Genomic DNA, 18738 nt, shown 5'->3' on the forward strand with positions numbered 1-18738 from the left:
GGTTAAAGGGTCAAGGGGTGGGGTTACGATCATGGTTTTCAACCAAAGTAATATGATGTATCGTGGTTGGCTTTCCATTCAGGTTTATAACTAGCAAGCGATCGCATATACTGGACACGTTCAAAAGCGCTAGGATTGGGGCAATTTTGTTGACTCATACTCCCCTGCATTTGCTGTACTGACTCGTACTCGTGTTTTTCCATCCATTCGCGCATTTCCCGCTCGATCACACGAATCTGGTCGATTCCATGCTTGAGTAAGACTGAGCAAAGCATAGTAATTCTCGCCCCAGCCATGAGCATTTTTAGTACATCTTCTCCCCTGTGAATACCGCTAGTGGCTGCCAAATCAGCATGAATGCGGCCATGGAGGATAGCAATCCACCGTAGGGGTAACCGCAGGGATTGGGGTGTACTTAACAATACATTAGGTTCAACATCCAAGAGATTGAGATTAATATCCGCCTGGTAAAAGCGGTTGAATAAGACTAATGCATCAGCCCCAGCAGCATCCAAACGTTGAGCCATATTTGCCATATTAGTAAAATAAGGACTGAGTTTGACTGCTACGGGGATAGTAACTACTGCTTTGACCGCATCGAGAATATTAATATAGGTCTGTTCAATTTCATTACTAGTGAGTTCCATATCAGTAGGAACATAGTAAATATTTAACTCCAGCGCGTCCGCTCCCGCTTGCTGAATTTGCTTGGCGTAGTTTGTCCATCCACCCAGGGATGAGCCATTGAGACTAGCAATAATGGGGATACTCACCCTTTCTTTAGCTTTGCGGATATGCTCTAAATAAGTTTCTGGTCCTACCCGGAAGTTAATGGAATCAGGTAAGTAGGTTAGAGCTTCCGAAAAACTTTCTGTACCTTGGGTGAGATGATCGTGGAGTTCATGACTTTCTAGGCGCAATTGTTCCTCAAATAATGAATGCATTACTACCGCAGCAGCACCTGCTGTTTCCATACGCTGGATATTATCAATGTCTTCCGACAGGGGAGATGCGGAGGGAACAAGAGGGGACCTCAATTTTATCCCCATATATGTTGTTGTTAAGTCCATACTCATTACTCCTGTTGTTAATGTTCTCAGGGGTAATTAACCACAGAGAAACGCGGATAATCTTGTACTCACCTCTGGGTATAATCTCTAGCAGCCAAATATCGATAGGTTTCCCAACGGGTTTTGACATCAGCTTGAGCTTCTTTGAGTAATTGCAGTGCTGCTTGGCTGTCCCTTTTGGTTAACATTTTAAAGCGGTTTTCTAGATACATATATTCCTCTAGTGGTAACTTAGGCGTGCGGGAATCCAGTTGTAATGGGTTTTGTCCTTCCTTGATGCGGTCTGGATGAAATCTATATAGTAGCCATTGACCTGAATCTACAGCCGCCTTTTGATTCTGCATGGCTGTGGTCATATTGATGCCGTGGGCAATACAATGGCTGTAGGCGATAATTAGGGATGGCCCTTGATAAGCTTCCGCTTCCAGAAATGCTTTTAGGGTGTGTTCATCACGTGCGCCCATGGCGACACTAGCAATATAAACATTACCGTAGGTCATTGCGATTAAGCCCAGGTCTTTTTTAGGTGCGGCTTTACCTCCAGCGGCAAATTTAGCTACAGCTGCTTTGGGCGTGGCTTTAGACATTTGTCCGCCTGTATTCGAGTAGACCTCAGTATCCAGAATCAGAATATTAACGTTGTGTCCACTGGCTAAAACGTGGTCTAATCCTCCGTAGCCGATATCATAACCCCAACCATCACCGCCAATAATCCATACACTCTTTTTGACTAAGTAATCAGCTAGAGATTTAAGATGCTGGCTGGCTTGATTATTCGGGATTTGCTCTAACCGTTGTTTGAGTAATTCTACTCGCTCTCGTTGTTCCCAAATATCAGCTTCATCTTTTTGTGGCGCATTTAAAATACCCTGTGCTAGTTCTTCACCTAGATCTGTTGCTAGTTGTTGCAGCAATTGGGCGGCAAATTCGGCTTTTTTATCGATGGAAATCCGAAAACCTAAGCCAAATTCCGCGTTATCTTCAAATAGGGAATTTGACCAAGCTGGCCCACGTCCGGCGCTATTGTGTGTCCAAGGTGTGGTGGGTAAATTACCCCCATATATTGAAGAACAACCCGTGGCGTTAGCAACAATCATGCGATCGCCAAATAACTGTGTGGCTAACTTAATATAAGGTGTTTCCCCACAACCAGCGCAAGCCCCAGAAAACTCAAATAATGGTTCTTGCATTTGCTGTTGGTTAATATGGGTCAACTTCAACTTACTTCTATCAGGGTGGGGAATACTTAAAAAGAAATCCCAATTTTCCCGTTCTTGCTGCCGCAATGGTAACTGTGGTGCCATATTAATGGCTTTACGCCGTGGTTCTGATTTATCCTTAGCCGGACAAACATCTACGCAAATACCGCAACCAGTACAATCTTCCGGCGCTACTTGGATAGTATACTTTAAACCTTGCCAATCATGGTCTTTAGCATTGGCACTCTTAAAGGTTAGGGGTGCATTTTCTAACTGCTGGGCTTCGTAAACCTGACTACGAATCACACTGTGAGGACACACCATCACACACTTACCACATTGAATACAAACATCTGTATCCCAAACGGGTATTTCCTGAGCAATGTTACGCTTTTCCCATTTCGCAGTCCCTGTGGGATAAGTACCATCAGCGGGTAAAGCACTCACCGGGAGTTCATCCCCTTGACGACAGATCATTTTACCTAAGACATCACGGACAAACGCCGGCGCAGTATCGGGAATTGGTGATCGGGAAAACTGCTCCCCGGTCACTTCTGACCCTATTTCTACCTCCCACAAATTTTCTAATGTGGTATCCACCGCCCTGATATTCATCTGTACAATTTCCTGGCCTTTTTGGCCGTAACTCTTGCGGATAGATTTTTTAATTTCTTCTATGGCTTCTGCTCTGGGTAACACCCCCGACAAAGCAAAGAAACATACCTGCATTACCGTGTTAATTCTCCCCGCCATCCCAGCTTGACGAGCCACCTTATAGGCATTAATGACATAAACTCTCAGCCCCTTGTGAATAATTTCCTCTTGTACTGATGCTGGTAGATGATGCCAAACTTGATCTTTGTCATAGGGGGAGTTGATTAATAATGTCCCACCTGGTATAATGTCCTTCAGAATGGGGAACTTTGACAAAAATTCCCATTGATGACAGCCGATAAAATTAGCTTGAGTAATTAAATAGGTAGAGCGAATCAATTGGGAACCAAAGCGCAGGTGAGAAACTGTCACCGAGCCTGATTTTTTAGAGTCGTAGACAAAATAACCTTGAGCGTAGTTGTTAGTTTCTTCCCCAATAATTTTGATAGAGTTTTTATTTGCCCCCACAGTACCATCAGCACCTAAACCATAAAAAATAGCTCTAATAATCTGGTGGGATTCAATGTTAAAATCAGGGTCATAACTTAAGCTGGTGTGGGTGACATCATCCTCAATACCGATGGTGAAATGATTTTTCAGTTGAGTTGCAGCCAAGTGGTCAAAGACCGCTTTAATCATAGCTGGGGTGAATTCTTTAGAAGATAAACCATAACGACCCCCCACAACTTGAAGTTTTTCCCCTGTTTCCCATACTTCATGAATTGCAGCCACCACATCTAAATATAATGGTTCACCAGATGCGCCTGGTTCCTTAGTGCGGTCAAGTACGGCAATGCTGCGGGTAGTTTTGGGTAAACTAGCCACAAAGCGCACAGCATCAAAGGGGCGATATAGTCTGACCTTGACAACCCCCACCTTTTCACCATGGGACTTGAGATAATCTACCGTTTCATGTACCGCCTCGCAACCGGAACCCATAAGCACCATCACCCGTTCCGCCCCGGGGTGACCGTAGTATTCAAACAGTTGGTACTGTCGTCCCGTCATAGCTGCAAATTCATCCATGACCTTTTGGGTGATGTCTGGACAAGCTAAATAATAAGGATTGACAGTTTCCCTAGCTTGGAAGTAGACATCAGGATTTTGTGCTGTTCCCCGCAGAACTGGTTGGTCGGGGGTAAGGCCCGTGAACGGTGGGCGAATACTAACTGATCGGGGATAAATTCCCCTAGGTTATCTTCAGTTAAAGTTTCTACTTTGTTAATTTCGTGGGAAGTACGAAAGCCATCAAAAAAATGTATAAATGGTATCCGTGATTCTAGGGTTGTCCTAGTTGATATCAAGGCGAAATCCTGTGCTTCTTGCACCGAAGCGGCGCATAACATGGCAAAACCCGTACCCCGTGCTGCCATGACATCACTATGATCACCGAAAATAGAGAGGGCTTGTGCAGCGAGCGATCGCGCTGCTATATGAAAAACCGTCGGTGTCAGTTCCCCAGCAATTTTATACATATTCGGGATCATCAGCAATAATCCATGAGAAGCTGTAAAAGTAGTTGTCAGTGAACCCGTTTGTAAAGACCCATGTAAAGCACCTGCAACACCCCCCTCACTCTGCATCTCCACCACAGTGGGAACAGTACCCCAAATATTATTCTGAGCCTCACTGGCCCAAGCATCCGCCCACTCAGCCATAGGCGAAGAAGGAGTAATAGGATAAATAACAATAACCTCATTCAGTCGATAAACCACTTGAGCTACAGCCTGATTGGCGTCTATGGTTGCAAAACTTCTCTTATTCATGTTCATGCACCCGTAAAAACTTATCCGCGCTAATCATGATGAAGGTAAATCTATTTACATATTAGTTCCCTCAACTTGCGAATAATTGATACTCCGATAATTGAAATATTTATTTACACATTCCTAGGTGTCGAAAGTTATCATCTATTTCAGCAGGATAAGAGAATGAATTGTTAAGGTGTATAATCAGTGAGAGACTTGCAATTGAAAATCAGCCAACAGAACAAAACCCTCAACACGACAATTTAACCTTTTTAGCCACACAACCAACTCATGATTACTGTTGTGACACAAAGTATAGTCTAGGTCGTCTTGGACAAAAATCATGTGATTTTGGGGGTTAAAAATCGCCGTGTGAATATTGTCCTGAAAGCGTTGATCTAAAAACTGGTTGAGAGCAGTAACCCGACCCCTAGCAACTGCAAAACTCAGGATAGTAGTATCAGAACCGACAGACTGCTGTAACCCAGAAAAATTCGCATATCTTCTCCGTCCCAAAGTTCCCCAGTAGGAATGAGCAGCGCCCTAACACCACTACCCAAACCTTGCTGATTCAAAGCAAAATAACGCCAATCACCGTAAGCATATTGAATTAATCCCTGATCACGATCAGGTAAAACCAATCTAGAATGTAAACCCAAATCAACCACATAAACAGTAACCGGTTCCACAGGGTCACAGGGGGGTATAATAGTAGCCGGAGAAGCAATCAAAACTACAAAGACAAAAGCGAGTATTCCCAGAAAAAATAGAGATATACGACTTAACATACCCCCAAAAAACTTTGCGACCCTTTGCGTTCCCTTAGCGACCCTTTGCGTTTAAAACTGTAATGAAACCTGCGATCGCCTGTTAACTTCCGACCAATTGACCACACCCCACCAATTATTTAAATACTCACCGCGGCGGTTGCGATACCTCAAATAATAGGCGTGTTCCCAGACATCATTACCCATAATTGGGTATGCACCATTCATAATCGGGTTATCTTGATTAGGTGTAGTGACGATTTGCAATTCACCCGTTGAGTTACGCACCAACCAGACCCAACCACTACCAAAGCGATCGCTTCCAGCTTGATTAAACCGTTGTTTAAACTGATCAAAACCCCCAAAAGTTTGGTTAATTTCTGTCGCAATTTCCCCTGTAGGTTCTCCACCACCTTCAGGGGTCATAATTTGCCAAAAAATTGTGTGATTCAGATGTCCACCAGCATTATTGCGAACCTTGGTGCGGATATTTTCAGGGACACTATTTAAATCCCGCAGCAAAGCCTCAACGCTCTTTTTCTGTAAATCTGGCTGTTCCTTGAGAGCATCATTGAGATTATTCACATAACTAGCATGATGTCCGTCATGATGTAGCTTCATCGTTTCCGCATCAATAGCTTTTCCCAGTGCTGCATAATCATAGGGTAATGGTGGTAACTTTGCAGGTCCTGCGCTGAGTTCTCCATCAGGAGAAGCGACGGGGGGAAATATAGCACCAATAGCGGTTTGTCCAGAAGATTGTGATGCAGCTATGGGTAATGCTTGATAAGAAAGTAGCACTATCCCCATCAGCATCGCTGTCACTAGCAAGACAATTTTTTTGACAAAAAATTTAGACATAAACATTCACACCACCATGATTTTTTGTATTCTGAAAAAGTGGACTTTTTTTAACTCCAGGTTCTGACAATAGCTAGGAGGATAGAATTAACAATCGCCAAGGCGATCGAGCCGATTAATGCACTCCAAAAACCCCATCTCAGAGTAAATCCCGGAACCAAAGCAGCAGCCAGAGAAAAAATAATTGCATTCAAGATGAAGAAAAACAACCCAAAACTCAGAAGAATAACAGGGAACGTAAAAAATGCTAGAATCGGTAGTAAAATTGCATTCAATATGCCGAAAACTGCTGCAGAAATTGCTGCTTTACCCAAACTATCGATTTCAATACCTATAGGTAGTCGAGAAATGATTAAAAAGCTAATTGTAGTTACTAACCAAGCCAGAATAATGTCTAACATTTATGATTCCTCACTATATTTAATTAATGGCTAACATGAATCATATTTTATCTTCCTATCTTGTCATTAATCTAGTTTGATTAACAGTGGTCTTTTGGTAAATTCTATCATAAAATCAGTCCTTATTAAACCGATGTATTAATATATTACTTTGGATATATAACTAAAAATTATAAACAAAACTATCGGCAGATATAGGGTAAATTTTATTCTGCTAAATATATAATTAAACCATAAACTAGATTGAGGATTTTGCATCTTAATGTAAGTTAATAATATCAGCGCATTTTCAAGAACAGATTTTATCTAGACTATAAAAAATGAATATTACCGCATCAATTATACTCTGTAGCTTCTAGATTGTTTATTTCCCATCCACCTGCAAAAATTTTCTGGGAATTGTCAAACTGAACCAGCGGTAAACTTACCCTGACTTGTTAATTAGAGTTTTGGCGAAATTATCATAAATCAATCATTAACCGCCGATGAAAACCTAGGGTTATGCTGAGATTCAAAATTCAGAGTGTATCAAAAACAACATATTGTAGATAGCTGAGGATAAAAAATATGTCTGTTGAAGTAATTACCCCGCAGGAAATGGGAGAAAATAGAAATATTTCTCAAGTAACTCAAACTGAAGTTAAACAAGAGCAAATGCAACCAGATGGTATAAATATCCCAGATGTAGCTTTAAGTTTATCTCCCATAGCTTTGCTATTCAGTTGGGTGATGTTTTTCCTCATATTACAAAAAATCCGCACTGTTTTAGACAATAAGATGGTTTTTACCCTCAATGGTATACATAAGGTTCCCTGTAAGAACTGTCGGTTTTATTCAAATAACCATTATCTCAAATGTGCTGTAAAACCTTCTATTGTCATGACTGAAGAAGCAAAAGATTGCTCGGAATATTCACCCAAAAATGGCAAATTTTCACCAAATAGCCTCTTTAAATAATTTTATGCTTATTAAATGCTTAATTTTAATTTTTAGTCAATCATTAGGTAAGCTCACCTAAATCTCGTTGTCGCTGTAACCAGTAAGCTAAATCATTGGCTGTAATGATACCTTTAAGTAAGTCATTGTGAATCACCAGTACACGGCAACCCCTGAATCTTGCATTTTTTGCAATACTTGAGACATCTGTTCTTCTGGACAAGCAGTAACACCGTTTTCCGTGGGTATCATTGTATCTTTGACAGTACAATATTGCCATTCTTCCCTGGGGACATCCTTCACCTGATTTAAAGTAATAATACCTACAGCATGTCCGTTCTGTGTAACTGGAAAAGAATGATAGCGACGACTGAGAAAATATCTATCTACTAACTCCTGAAGTTTCATGTCAGGACTAACAGTTTCTGGGTGAGGAGTCATAATTTCCTGGGCCCTTACCCCTTGTAAACTGGTGCGCAGCAAAAGTTCCTCATAGCTAGTTTCGGCGGCGTTGTACAAGAACCAACCGATGAGAATTAGCCACAGTCCCCCCAAAATCGCCCCAGCAAACATCTCTAAAACACCGAAGACAATTAACAGATAACTCAGCCATTTTCCCCCGTTAGAGGCGATTTTTGTGGCTTTTTTGAGATTACCCGTATACTTCCAAAGAAGAGAACGAAAAACGCGACCGCCATCTAAGGGAAAGCCCGGTAACATATTGAAGATAGCTAGAGCCAGATTAATTACCGCTAGGTAAGCAAAAACACCGGTAAATACCACACTCAAACCGGTATTTTTCCCCACATACCAAATCAAACCAAAAACAGCAGCTAGCAGCAGACTGACAACCGGACCCACCCCAGCTATTTGGAACTCATCACCGGGGGTTTGTGCATCCATACGAGTCCGGGAAACTCCACCAAAAATAAATAGGGTGATACCTTCTACGGGAATTCCCTTGGCTCTGGCCACGAAGGAGTGAGAAAGCTCATGTGCTAGCAGGGACGCGAAAAACAGCAGCGTTGCTACTATACCCATACCAAAATAGGTACTACTATCAAATCCGGGATAGTTGGTGGGGAATATCCCAGCGCTTAAAGTCCACAGGACGAGAAAGAAAATTATCAACCAAGACAAATCAACTCGGATTTCAAATCCGAAAATAGAACCAAGACGAAAACCTTCCATAATAATTTTTAATTAAGAAAGTCCCATTTTCACCACCGCAACTATAGACCAAGGTAATTTATTTTGCTTCTGACAAATGGTAGAGAGGTAAAATCTATCTTTTGACTGTTGCTATTGTGTAGGTAAAGCTTCTGGTTTGACTGTGATGTTCTGTCTACTCCCATCGCGGTTGATGGTGATCACCATGGTATTACCGATGTTGGTGGTTTCTACTTGTTGTTGTACTTGCTTGATATCTTGAATACCTATATTATTGATACTTTCAATAATGTCACCGGGACGCAAACCAGCGCGAAAAGCAGGGGAGTTACCAACGACTCCCAGAATAATTACACCGCTATCCTGAGTAATTCTCATCCCCGCATCACTTTGATTGATTTTCTCACGTAACTCAGGGTTTAACTGAGCCATTTGAATACCGATGTAGGGGTGAGATACTTTTCCCGTGGCGATTAATTGTTCTGCAATGCGTTGAGCAGTGTTGATGGGAATGGCGAAACCTAACCCTTGGGCTCCCTGGATGATAGCGGTGTTCATCCCAATTACTTCTCCTTGAGCATTCAGCAGGGGACCGCCAGAGTTACCCGGATTAATGGCCGCGTCAGTTTGGATAAAGTCCACTCGTTCTGCAGGTACACCCAGAGCTGCTACAGAACGCTGTGTAGCGCTGATAATTCCTTGGGTGACTGTATTATCTAACCCTAAAGGATTACCAATGGCGATCGCCCATTCTCCTGGTATTAAATTATCCGAATTACCCAGCTTCACCGTCGGTAAATTCGTGGCTGCAATTTTGACAACAGCAACATCAGTTACTGAATCAGCCCCCACCACCTCCCCTTGAAAACGGCGGCCATCCTTCAATATAACTGTGACATTATCGGCATTTGCTACCACATGGGCATTAGTAAAAATTAGCCCATCCGCAGTAGTAATAAATCCTGAGCCGAGACCCTGTTGTACTTCTTCCCTAGTGGGTAATTCTCCCCGGAAAAACCTTTCTAAAATCGGGTCTGGGGCTATTTCCACAGTGCGGGTAGAGTCAATGCGCACCACTGCAGGACCTACCTCTTGGACAACCCGAGAGATGTAATTTATATCACTATTAACCGTGGATTGTACTAATGTATTTCCTGCGATTGGTGCTTGAGCATTCCTGACATCTCTAGTAGGGATACATCCAGTAACCAATAAAACTAAGCAAAAAACTGCTCGCTGGAGAAGTCCTTTCATTTATATGCTTGAGGACTGGGGAATGAATACCCAATCACCTCCTATTTTACTCAGGACCCAGAGCCTGGTTAATTAGACAGATCAAAATATAATCGAGATCATGCCTTGTGAAGAATCAACCATGCAAATCTTATCTTTGAGAAATAAATTTTTAGCTTGGAGCTTTGTAGTGTTTACATCCTTTACTGCGGGAGTTTTGACAGCTTGTTCCACAACCACATCCGAAAACCCCAACCTCAATACCACCGCAAGTGAAACCAGTAATCACCACAGTCAGATAGATCATGCTATGGATTTAGGTCCAGGGGATGCTAATTATGATTTACGCTTCATTGATGGCATGATTTTACACCATCAAGGAGCTATAGATATGGCTCAGGAAGCACAGGAAAAATCACAACGTCCTGAAATCAAACAGCTAGCAGAGGAAATCATTACCGCCCAAAAGCAAGAAATTGCTCAAATGCAGCAGTGGCGCACAGCTTGGTATCCTCAGGCCGGTGATCAACCCATGGCTTATCATGCTCAAATGGGTCACATGATGCAGATGACAGCAGCACAAAAGCAAGCCATGATGATGACCATGGACTTGGGTGTTGCTGATGATAAATTTGATTTGCGTTTTATCAATGGGATGATTCCCCACCACGAAGGTGCTGTAGTCATGGCCCAAGATGCTTTACAGAAGTCTCAGCGCCCAGAAATGCGGGAATTGTCCCAAGAAATTATCAAAGCCCAAGCAACAGAAATCAATCAAATGAAACAGTGGCGACAAGCTTGGTATAAATCGGATATGTAATACTCAGCCTCCGCGACCCTCTGCGTTCATCAAAACCAACATACTCAACTATCCCACCCGGGATAGTTTGGTGCACAGCCATAATTACCCTCGGTCTTACCTCAAGGGAATCGTGACAATAAAAGTAGTCCCCATCCCCACCTCACTCTTCACAGCAATTGAACCTGTGTGTAGTTCAATACATTTGCTCACGATGGATAACCCTAAACCCATCCCGTGAAGATTACCTACATTGGTGGCGCGGTGAAAACATTCAAACAATTTAACTTGGTCTGCTTCAGGAATACCAATACCTTGGTCTTGAACAGTAAAACTTACATTTGACTTGCTAATCTTGAGGTTAAACTCCACTGTAGTTCTATCAGGTGAATATTTGATGGCATTAGCCAGCAAATTGATTAAAATTCGCCTGAGTAGTTTTTTATCTAAATTCCCAATTACGCCAGATTCAGCAGTAGTAGCAAAGACAATATTATGATGTGGCGCACTTAATTGCATCTCTTCCCCTAATTCCTGACAAAAACTAACTAAATCTAAAGGAGCAGGTTTAAATTCTAAATGGCTATTTTCCCCTTGATTAATTAATAAAATATTATCTAATATTTCTGTTGTATATTTCACATAATTTAGAATAAAATCTAAATGTTTTTTCTTTCTCTCCTCGTCGAGTTGATCACCAAAATCTTTTAAAATACCGGCGGAGGAAGCAATTACAGATAAAGGGGTGCGAAACTCATGGGAACTCATAGCTATAAAACGCGACTTCAATTCACTCAGTTCTCTTTCTCGCTCTAAGGTTTTCTTGATAGCTGGAACCACTAAGGGTAATTCTTCTGAATCTATGGACTCTATAAAAGATTGGGAATTTTCATAGACAGATTCACAGGAACTCACTGTTACTAAACCCACAACCTCATTCTGTTCATCAACAATAGCTAGATTGTCAGTTTTGTATTGATGTAACAAATTCAGAGCTATAAAAATATTTGTAAATTGTGATTTTTCTAGAGTCACTGGATGCTGATTCATCACCTCAGTTAGGGTTGCTTGCTCCAGATTCACCCCCATGGCTATACATCTAATCAGATCCTTGTGCGTGAATATCCCAACTAATTTTTGATTTTCCACTACCAGCACACAAGTGGGGTTTTCTCTATCATTCACCAATGATGAGGTGAGATTATACGTGTCACAAACCTGACACATTAACTTGACGGCTGCAATTACCGATGTTTCAGCACTCAGGATCAAGGGACAAAGTACTATCGCTTTGTGAATATCCGAAACACCAAAAAATTTTGTTGACATACTTCTTAATCATCTTCCAGGATTGTATTGCTTTGATTAATAACTCCTAACAGAGTTCAAAAAATTATACTAACATTAGCTTCTGTAATAAATTTCATTTTTCCGACAACAATATGAAAATAATTACTAAAATAGTCTGGTTTGGCAATCCCAGTAATTCCTGATTATTTTGTTCAGTGTTACACCTGAGGAGACACTCTCCGTAAAGCCCCCGTGTTTCTCCGGGGAGGATATCAGTTAACAACCGAATTTATTCGGTCACAAAATGCTAGAATATTGATCATTGCTCAGGACAAGGGTTTGAGTCTCAGTGGTGTGGACTAGATAACCAAGCTATTTTTAACAGTAAAACTACTTGTTGCTGTACGGTTAAGTCAAACTGGAGTAAAGCAAAACCAGCAACTTATGCAATAGTTGCTCTCCCGACAACAGAATTAATTCAGGGCTACTAGAAAATGAATAGTATTGCTTGTTGAAGATGAAAACAAGATTTTATTTTCATAGGTGCAAATGTATAAGATGTTAAAATGCTCAAAGTATTTTCACCCTCTATTATGGGTTTTGGTTTTACTAATAACATGGGTGCGAACTGACAAGCCAGCCCTAGCCCTATCGCCATCTCTTAACTCTACTAAATCAGTACTATTACGCAATAAAACAACAGAAGGCATACACAGTAATATTACAGATATTACCCCAAAAACTAGCCTAAAGTTAACCATTTCAGATGTAGTAAAAACCCCGGAAAGATTTATTTATCCTCAGTTAGGTATTTTACAACGGCTCTATGTGTTATTAGGTTTCAGTGGTAGAAAAGCCTTTGACCTTTTACCTGGATATCAATTGATTCAAGAGTTGTTTTACTTTGTCTTCCTAGCTTTAGTATTCCTTTTAACACTAGCTTTATGGGAACATCTAAATTCCCAGAAAAATCAGCGCCACCTTGAATCAGAACAGGGACAACTGGCTATGATAGTTAAAAACAGTTCTGAATTTATTGGTATAATTAATCTCGATTACCAACTAGTATTTCTCAATCATGCTGGTAAGAACATCATCGGTTTTCATGGTCAAAATTCTTTAAAAAAAGAAAATTTCTGGGATTATATTCATCCAGATGACCGCTATTTATTTGAATCCAAGATTTTGCCCACTGTCCTCAAAATAGGTGAGTGGGAAGGAGAAATCAGGCTGCGCCACTTACAAACAGGAGCAGTGATTTATACCTATGCTTATTTTTTCTTAATCCCAGATGAAAAAACCAGACAACCAACTGCTGTAGCATCTGTAATCAGGGATATCACCCCACTCAAGCAAGCCCAAAAGAATATTATTCAAACTTTAGCCAAGGAAAAAGCCATTAGCGAAATGCGATCGCAATTGATCACCATGGCAGCCCATGAAATTCGTACACCTCTAGCCATTATATCCTCATCTACAGGGATTTTGCAAGATTTTGGCGATCGCCTGAATACAGAAAAAACACAAGCGCACCTTCAGACCATCCAACAAACCGTTCAGCGGGTGACTCAACTGCTCGATGAGTTAATGCTGATTAACCGCGCTGAAGCTCAAAAGATGGAATTTCAACCAGAACCAGCGGATATCATCGCTTTTTGTCGTCGTCTCACAGAAGAAATACAAACCACCACCAGCAAACATAAAATAGATTTCTCTTGTAGTGTAGACCAGCAAATGTCAGACGGTTCTTTGATGGTTGAGTTTGACGAGAAACTGTTACGACACATTCTCAGCAATCTCCTGACCAATGCGATTAAATACTGTCCTGAGCACAATTTAGTTAAATTGAGTTTAACCCAAGAAAATCAGCAACTGATATTTAAAATCAGTGATAGAGGGATTGGTATCCCTGATGCAGATCAAGCTAAGTTATTTACATCTTTTCATCGCGGGTCTAACGTCGGTAAAATTGCTGGTACAGGTTTGGGCTTGTCCATAGTTAAGAAATGTGTAGACTTGCACAAAGGCACAATTTGGTTAGATAGTCAAGTAGGCAAGGGGACAACATTTACCGTCAGTATTCCTGCTGTTTTCAGGTCAACTTAAAAATTGCGCCTGAAATAACTTTGCTGTTTAACCTCCACCTCACCAGATTTAACCACCGCATCCCAATGGGTAACCTCACCGTGTCGCCAAAACTGCAAATCTACACGGGAGTTACCAATTTCCACCTGCTGAAGTTCAATTTCTGGTAACCATGGTGGTAAATGTGGGTCAACATAAAGCAACTGATGGGGAGCATCAGCTTGTAAACCCAGTATAGCTTGGATGAGATGAAAAACCGATGCAGCAGCCCAGCCTTGAGGTACATTAGCCTCAATGTAAGGAACTGGAAAAGCTCCTGGTTGACGCTGAGTACCAGCAAATAGTTCTGGGAGGCGATAGCTAGCAAAATACTTGGACGCATCAAAGATACCGTGAGCAATTTGGGCGACCTCCTTAGTAAAACCATAGCGCTTAAACCCCATAGCGATAATCCCATTATCATGAGGCCAAATTGAACCTAAATGATAGGAATAAGGATTATAAGCTGCATTTTTCGTACTTAAAGTGCGAATACCCCAACCACTCCACATATCTGGTTGCATCAACCGCTTCACCACACGGGCCGCACGTTCAGGACTGGCGATACCACTCCATAAACAGTGACCAGCATTGGAAGTGAGCGATCGCACAGGTTGCTTATCTGGGTCTAGAGCAAAAACATAACAGTCTAAATCTTCACTCCAGAAATGCTCCTCAAAGCGTACCTGTAATTGACTAGCTTTAGTGCGTAATTCGTGAGCAAAACTTCCTTCACCCAGGACATCAAACACCTCCGCCATCCGCATCCAAGCATCAAACACATAACCTTGTAACTCACATAATGCTTTTGGTGCCTTTACCTGGCTTCCATCGGGATAAACCACCGCTTGAGCAGAATCTTTCCAACCTTGATTTTCAATTCCCCCGGGTGATTGCATTTGGTACTCTTGAAACCCATCACCATCTAAGTCCCCATAATTATCAATCCACTCCAGACAACGCAGCACTATATCCCGGTTATTCTGCAATAATGAATTATCTCCCAACCACTTCCAGGTTTCATGTAAAGTAATCAGAAATAAAGATGTAGCATCAGCAGTACCGTAATAGGGTGTATGGGGGACTTTAGCAAAATATGCTAATTCACCTTGGCGGATTTCATGGAGAATTTTACCTGGTTGAGCATCCCGCCATTCATCTAACTCAGTAGCTTGTAACTCCCCCAATTTTTGCAGCGTTCCCCGAGCAAAACCGGGATGAACAATCATATTTTGCAAACTGATAATCAAGCTGTCACGGCCAAACAGCGCCACAAACTTAGGTACACCTGCTGCTGGTAGCCAAATATCAGGGCCAAAATCGTAATCATATAATCGTAGTGAACCTAAATCTTCAATTGACTGGCGATACAATCGCACTACATCCTCATTCCCGCAGACAATAGTAGTTACTGAGTCCCGCCATTGACAGTGCAGCCTTTCAATTTCTGTATTTATGCTCTTGGATTCTACCATCTCTTGATAACAGAAATCAACCGCTTCACGCACCCGCTCATGATCAATCAGATTATATTTACAGCAAGTGTGCCAAGTCTGACTCGGTTCTAGTGATATCTCAAAGGTAATGCGACCGTTTGCATAGTAAGGTCGGGAGGTAAAGTTACAAGGTTTGTATATCAAACAACGGGAAAATGAGCCATTTGTATATCTGGTTTCTAGTTGATGTTCTTTTTCACACCATTTAGTTTCAATATGTCCCCGACGCACATATTCCTGTGATTCTACCTCGAAAATATCGGCAAAGTCTGAAGCTAAGGCAATTTCTAGATTAAATGTCACAGGTTGGCATGCATTATTAGTAATATCCAGATCCTCATGAATTCCTTGTTCTACCGTGCGGCTAATAATTAAGGATAAATCACCTTGGGTAACTTTTCCCTGTCTGCAAGTAAATTCAGGATTAATCAGATAAACCCGCGCTGCATAATATGTTGTGGTGGCCGAAGTTAGGCGAATCCAGGGATGACCATCAATGTAACAGCTATAGTTACTTAAAAACCTCGTGTCGTCTGCAAAAATTCCCAGATGACTATGGGGGTTGATTTCTCCACCCAGGTCAGTGGACATGAAGGTACTACCATGATTAATCATCAGAATTGGTGGCCCAACAGTTACTCGCATAATTTATTTACTCCTTAATTAGCACCTTGAAGGGCTGGGATGACCTGTTTACCAAATACTTCGATGAAATTCCGCTGTTGACGGTTAACGTTGTGGAGATAAATTTCACTAAAACCCAGTTGAATATCTTTGCGCAACCATTCAATGTGTTGTTGTGGGTCTGCTGATATGCGGATGTATTTATACATATCTTCTGGTTTGACAAACTCCGCCATGTCCTCAAATTGCTGGGGATGACGCAAGTCTGCTAATACAGGACTGGAGAAAATATTAGTCCGCCATTGCTCAAATGCTCCCTCTAAAGCTGTGCTTTCCTCCTGTGCGTAAGAAAGCTGTACTTTAAGATACATGGGCTTACCTTCCCCACCACCCCGGCGGAATGCTTCTACCACTTGCTGTAGCATTTGCTCAGGGTGAGAAATAGTGATCAGTCCATCTACCCAACTTCCTAACCATTCCGCAGTTGCTGGGGTAATGGCCGCACCAATAATCAATGGTGGTGTTGCTGGTCTAGTATAAAGTTTGGCCTGTTCTACATTTACTAAACCGTAGTGGGTGATGGTTTCCCCACTCCATAGGGCGCGGATCACCTGCGCGCACTCTTTCAAACGCATATTACGGACGGTTTTCGCCGGCCAAAAGTCCCCTGTAATCTGTTCGTTTAATGCTTGTCCGCTCCCTAATCCTAACCAGAAACGTTGGGGAAACATTTCACTCAGGGTCGCCGCTGCTTGAGCAATAATCGCCGGGTGATAGCGCTGTCCGGGTGCGCAAACTACACCAAAATTTAAGGGTGTAACCTGCATTGCTGCACCTAACCAAGACCAAGCATAACCGCTTTCTCCTTGGCGATCGCTCCAGGGATGAAAGTGATCTGAACAAGACACACCACTGAATCCAGCTTGATGAGCGGCTTTTACATATTCTAAAAGAGCGCTCGGTTTAAACTGCTCATGAGAGGCGTGATAGCCAAAAAATGCCATAGCCTTAACTCCAGTTTTATTACTCAAGTCTTCAGACAAATAAATTAATTTCAGGAAAATTATTACCTAGGAAATTTTATTTTATCTATGGAATTCATTGACTCATCAAAAGCAAAAAGACAAAAACTCTTGAACTACAAAATTAGCCTATACTACATACAACAAATGTTGCATATTGTCAATATTCCAATCATTAAAGACCTTTTTAATAGACAAAATTAACCAGATAGATGTACCCTAATAAAGGCTAATTCTTCAGAATTAGCCCAGATTATTTAACTACTAAAAGTGTGAATTATGGGAAAATTTCAACGCCAAAAAATCTATCTATTAGTCTATATTTTGATCAAAATATGAACCCTAAGAGGATGTTTGTCAAGTCATGATTAGTGTATCGAATATTATTTGACCCCTCCCTAACCCTCCCCTTTATAAGGGAAAGGAGACTGGATTTGATTGTTTTTTGTCTGTTCCCTGTTCCCTGTTCCCTGTTCCCTGTTCCCCAATCCTTCCCAATCCTTCCCAATCCTTCCCAATCCTTCCCAATCCTTCCCAATCCCTGTTCCCTGTTCCCTGTTCCCCATTCCCTGTTCCCTGTTCCCCATTCCCCATTCCCTGTTCCCTGTTCCCCATTCCCTGTTCCCTGTTCCCTGTTCCCTGTTCCCTAAGATAAAAATTACCTGTGGAAAACTTATCAAACATCCTCTGAGAAAGGTGCTGACATTTCTGTTAGTTCTTAATTCCTATTCAAGGGCGCAAGAATAGCTGAGTTATATAGTAGGTATTGTTAACTCGCCAAACTCCTACCCCAGTTTCTGTAAAAACCGGACGGAGAATATTCTCACGATGTCCGGGACTTTGCATCCAACCATCAACAGCTACTTCTGCAGGTTGGGGAATATTCGTACTTTGGAAAATATTTTCACCCACCACCGAGTAGATGATACCACCAGCTTTAACTCTATCTTCTAGGGTGCTACCATCAATACCGGTATGACTGAAAAAGTTATTTTCTGCCATTTGTTGGCTGTAATTACGAGCCACCTGTGCTAGTTTTTCATTATGCTCTAAAGGCGGGAGTTGTTTATCTTCACGCCTCTGATTAATGAGTTGTGTAACTAAACTCTCTATTTGGTCCTTTGTATCAGACTGGGCTACTTGTGGCAACTGTGGTAAATTAGCTGATGGCATCTCCACCTCAGGTAACGGTGGTAAATACTCAATTACCTGTTTACACCCTGTTAAAAGCAGCGTCATTGCTGTTCCTACAATCCAGAAAACCTGAAATAATTGATTTTTCATCAGCAGTCCGATTTGATTGGTCAGTAGCGGCAATTTATGCGGTAGAGATCACGGATTATG

15 protein-coding genes and 1 pseudogene are annotated in these 18738 nt (G+C 41.7%); 3 read left to right on the forward strand and 13 right to left on the reverse strand.

Annotated features, from left to right (window positions below):
* Positions 1-38: 38 nt before the first annotated feature.
* The 6 genes and pseudogenes from AC6IZ0_RS07500 to AC6IZ0_RS07525 form a co-directional block, all read right to left on the reverse strand.
* Positions 39-1070, reverse strand: coding sequence for a dihydroorotate dehydrogenase-like protein (locus tag AC6IZ0_RS07500; RefSeq protein ID WP_497725646.1), 1032 nt, complete (start codon positions 1068-1070; stop codon positions 39-41).
* 68 nt (positions 1071-1138) lie between these two features.
* Positions 1139-4689: pseudogene (nifJ, locus tag AC6IZ0_RS07505) on the reverse strand (pyruvate:ferredoxin (flavodoxin) oxidoreductase).
* A gap of 186 nt (positions 4690-4875) precedes the next feature.
* Positions 4876-5187, reverse strand: coding sequence for a hypothetical protein (locus AC6IZ0_RS07510; RefSeq protein WP_497725647.1), 312 nt, complete (start codon positions 5185-5187; stop codon positions 4876-4878).
* Entirely contained in the window at positions 5118-5459 is a 342-nt protein-coding gene (locus AC6IZ0_RS07515; protein WP_497725648.1) for a hypothetical protein, read from the reverse strand. The genes AC6IZ0_RS07510 and AC6IZ0_RS07515 overlap by 70 nt, the downstream gene beginning before the upstream one ends.
* Positions 5460-5510: 51 nt before the next feature.
* A complete protein-coding gene (locus tag AC6IZ0_RS07520) occupies positions 5511-6299 on the reverse strand; it encodes a superoxide dismutase (RefSeq protein WP_497725649.1) in 789 nt (262 codons plus the stop codon).
* Between the two features lie 50 nt (positions 6300-6349).
* Positions 6350-6700, reverse strand: coding sequence for a phage holin family protein (locus tag AC6IZ0_RS07525; RefSeq protein ID WP_497725650.1), 351 nt, complete (start codon positions 6698-6700; stop codon positions 6350-6352).
* A gap of 567 nt (positions 6701-7267) precedes the next feature.
* Between AC6IZ0_RS07525 and AC6IZ0_RS07530 the strand changes: the two genes are divergently transcribed.
* Positions 7268-7657 carry a hypothetical protein gene (locus AC6IZ0_RS07530; protein ID WP_497725651.1) on the forward strand — a complete coding sequence of 130 codons (390 nt, stop codon included), beginning with the start codon at positions 7268-7270 and terminating at the stop codon, positions 7655-7657.
* Positions 7658-7789: 132 nt separating this feature from the next.
* Here AC6IZ0_RS07530 and AC6IZ0_RS07535 read toward each other — a convergent pair whose 3' ends face one another.
* Together AC6IZ0_RS07535 and AC6IZ0_RS07540 are read right to left on the reverse strand one after the other, a co-directional pair.
* The gene (locus tag AC6IZ0_RS07535) at positions 7790-8827 is read right to left on the reverse strand and encodes a site-2 protease family protein (RefSeq protein WP_497725652.1); all 1038 of its coding nucleotides are present in this window, start codon (positions 8825-8827) and stop codon (positions 7790-7792) included.
* Positions 8828-8938: 111 nt separating this feature from the next.
* Positions 8939-10060: an HhoA/HhoB/HtrA family serine endopeptidase gene (locus tag AC6IZ0_RS07540; RefSeq protein WP_497725653.1), complete on the reverse strand. Its 1122-nt coding sequence runs from the start codon at positions 10058-10060 to the stop codon at positions 8939-8941.
* A 121-nt stretch (positions 10061-10181) separates the two neighbouring features.
* Here AC6IZ0_RS07540 and AC6IZ0_RS07545 point away from each other — a divergent pair, with 121 nt between their 5' ends.
* Positions 10182-10859, forward strand: coding sequence for a DUF305 domain-containing protein (locus tag AC6IZ0_RS07545; RefSeq protein WP_497725654.1), 678 nt, complete (start codon positions 10182-10184; stop codon positions 10857-10859).
* 96 nt (positions 10860-10955) lie between these two features.
* Here AC6IZ0_RS07545 and AC6IZ0_RS07550 read toward each other — a convergent pair whose 3' ends face one another.
* Complete coding sequence (locus tag AC6IZ0_RS07550; protein WP_497725655.1) at positions 10956-12167, reverse strand: ATP-binding protein; 1212 nt, start codon at positions 12165-12167, stop codon at positions 10956-10958.
* A gap of 582 nt (positions 12168-12749) precedes the next feature.
* Between AC6IZ0_RS07550 and AC6IZ0_RS07555 the strand changes: the two genes are divergently transcribed.
* On the forward strand, positions 12750-14234 hold the full coding sequence (locus tag AC6IZ0_RS07555; RefSeq protein ID WP_497725656.1) for a PAS domain-containing sensor histidine kinase: 1485 nt from the start codon (positions 12750-12752) through the stop codon (positions 14232-14234).
* On the opposite strand, the gene AC6IZ0_RS07560 is transcribed toward AC6IZ0_RS07555, so the two are convergent.
* The 4 genes from AC6IZ0_RS07560 to AC6IZ0_RS07575 all read right to left on the reverse strand — a co-directional run bounded on the left by AC6IZ0_RS07560 (position 14231) and on the right by AC6IZ0_RS07575 (position 18678).
* Entirely contained in the window at positions 14231-16393 is a 2163-nt protein-coding gene (locus tag AC6IZ0_RS07560; protein ID WP_497725658.1) for an amylo-alpha-1,6-glucosidase, read from the reverse strand. The two genes, AC6IZ0_RS07555 and AC6IZ0_RS07560, sit on opposite strands and share 4 nt — an antisense overlap.
* A gap of 14 nt (positions 16394-16407) precedes the next feature.
* The gene (locus AC6IZ0_RS07565) at positions 16408-17376 is read right to left on the reverse strand and encodes a TIGR03885 family FMN-dependent LLM class oxidoreductase (RefSeq protein WP_497726019.1); all 969 of its coding nucleotides are present in this window, start codon (positions 17374-17376) and stop codon (positions 16408-16410) included.
* Between the two features lie 429 nt (positions 17377-17805).
* Positions 17806-18009 carry a hypothetical protein gene (locus AC6IZ0_RS07570; protein ID WP_497725659.1) on the reverse strand — a complete coding sequence of 68 codons (204 nt, stop codon included), beginning with the start codon at positions 18007-18009 and terminating at the stop codon, positions 17806-17808.
* 114 nt (positions 18010-18123) lie between these two features.
* Positions 18124-18678, reverse strand: coding sequence for a CAP domain-containing protein (locus tag AC6IZ0_RS07575; RefSeq protein WP_497725660.1), 555 nt, complete (start codon positions 18676-18678; stop codon positions 18124-18126).
* Positions 18679-18738 lie beyond the last annotated feature (60 nt).

Source organism: Anabaenopsis sp. NIES-4685 (genome assembly GCF_059725405.1).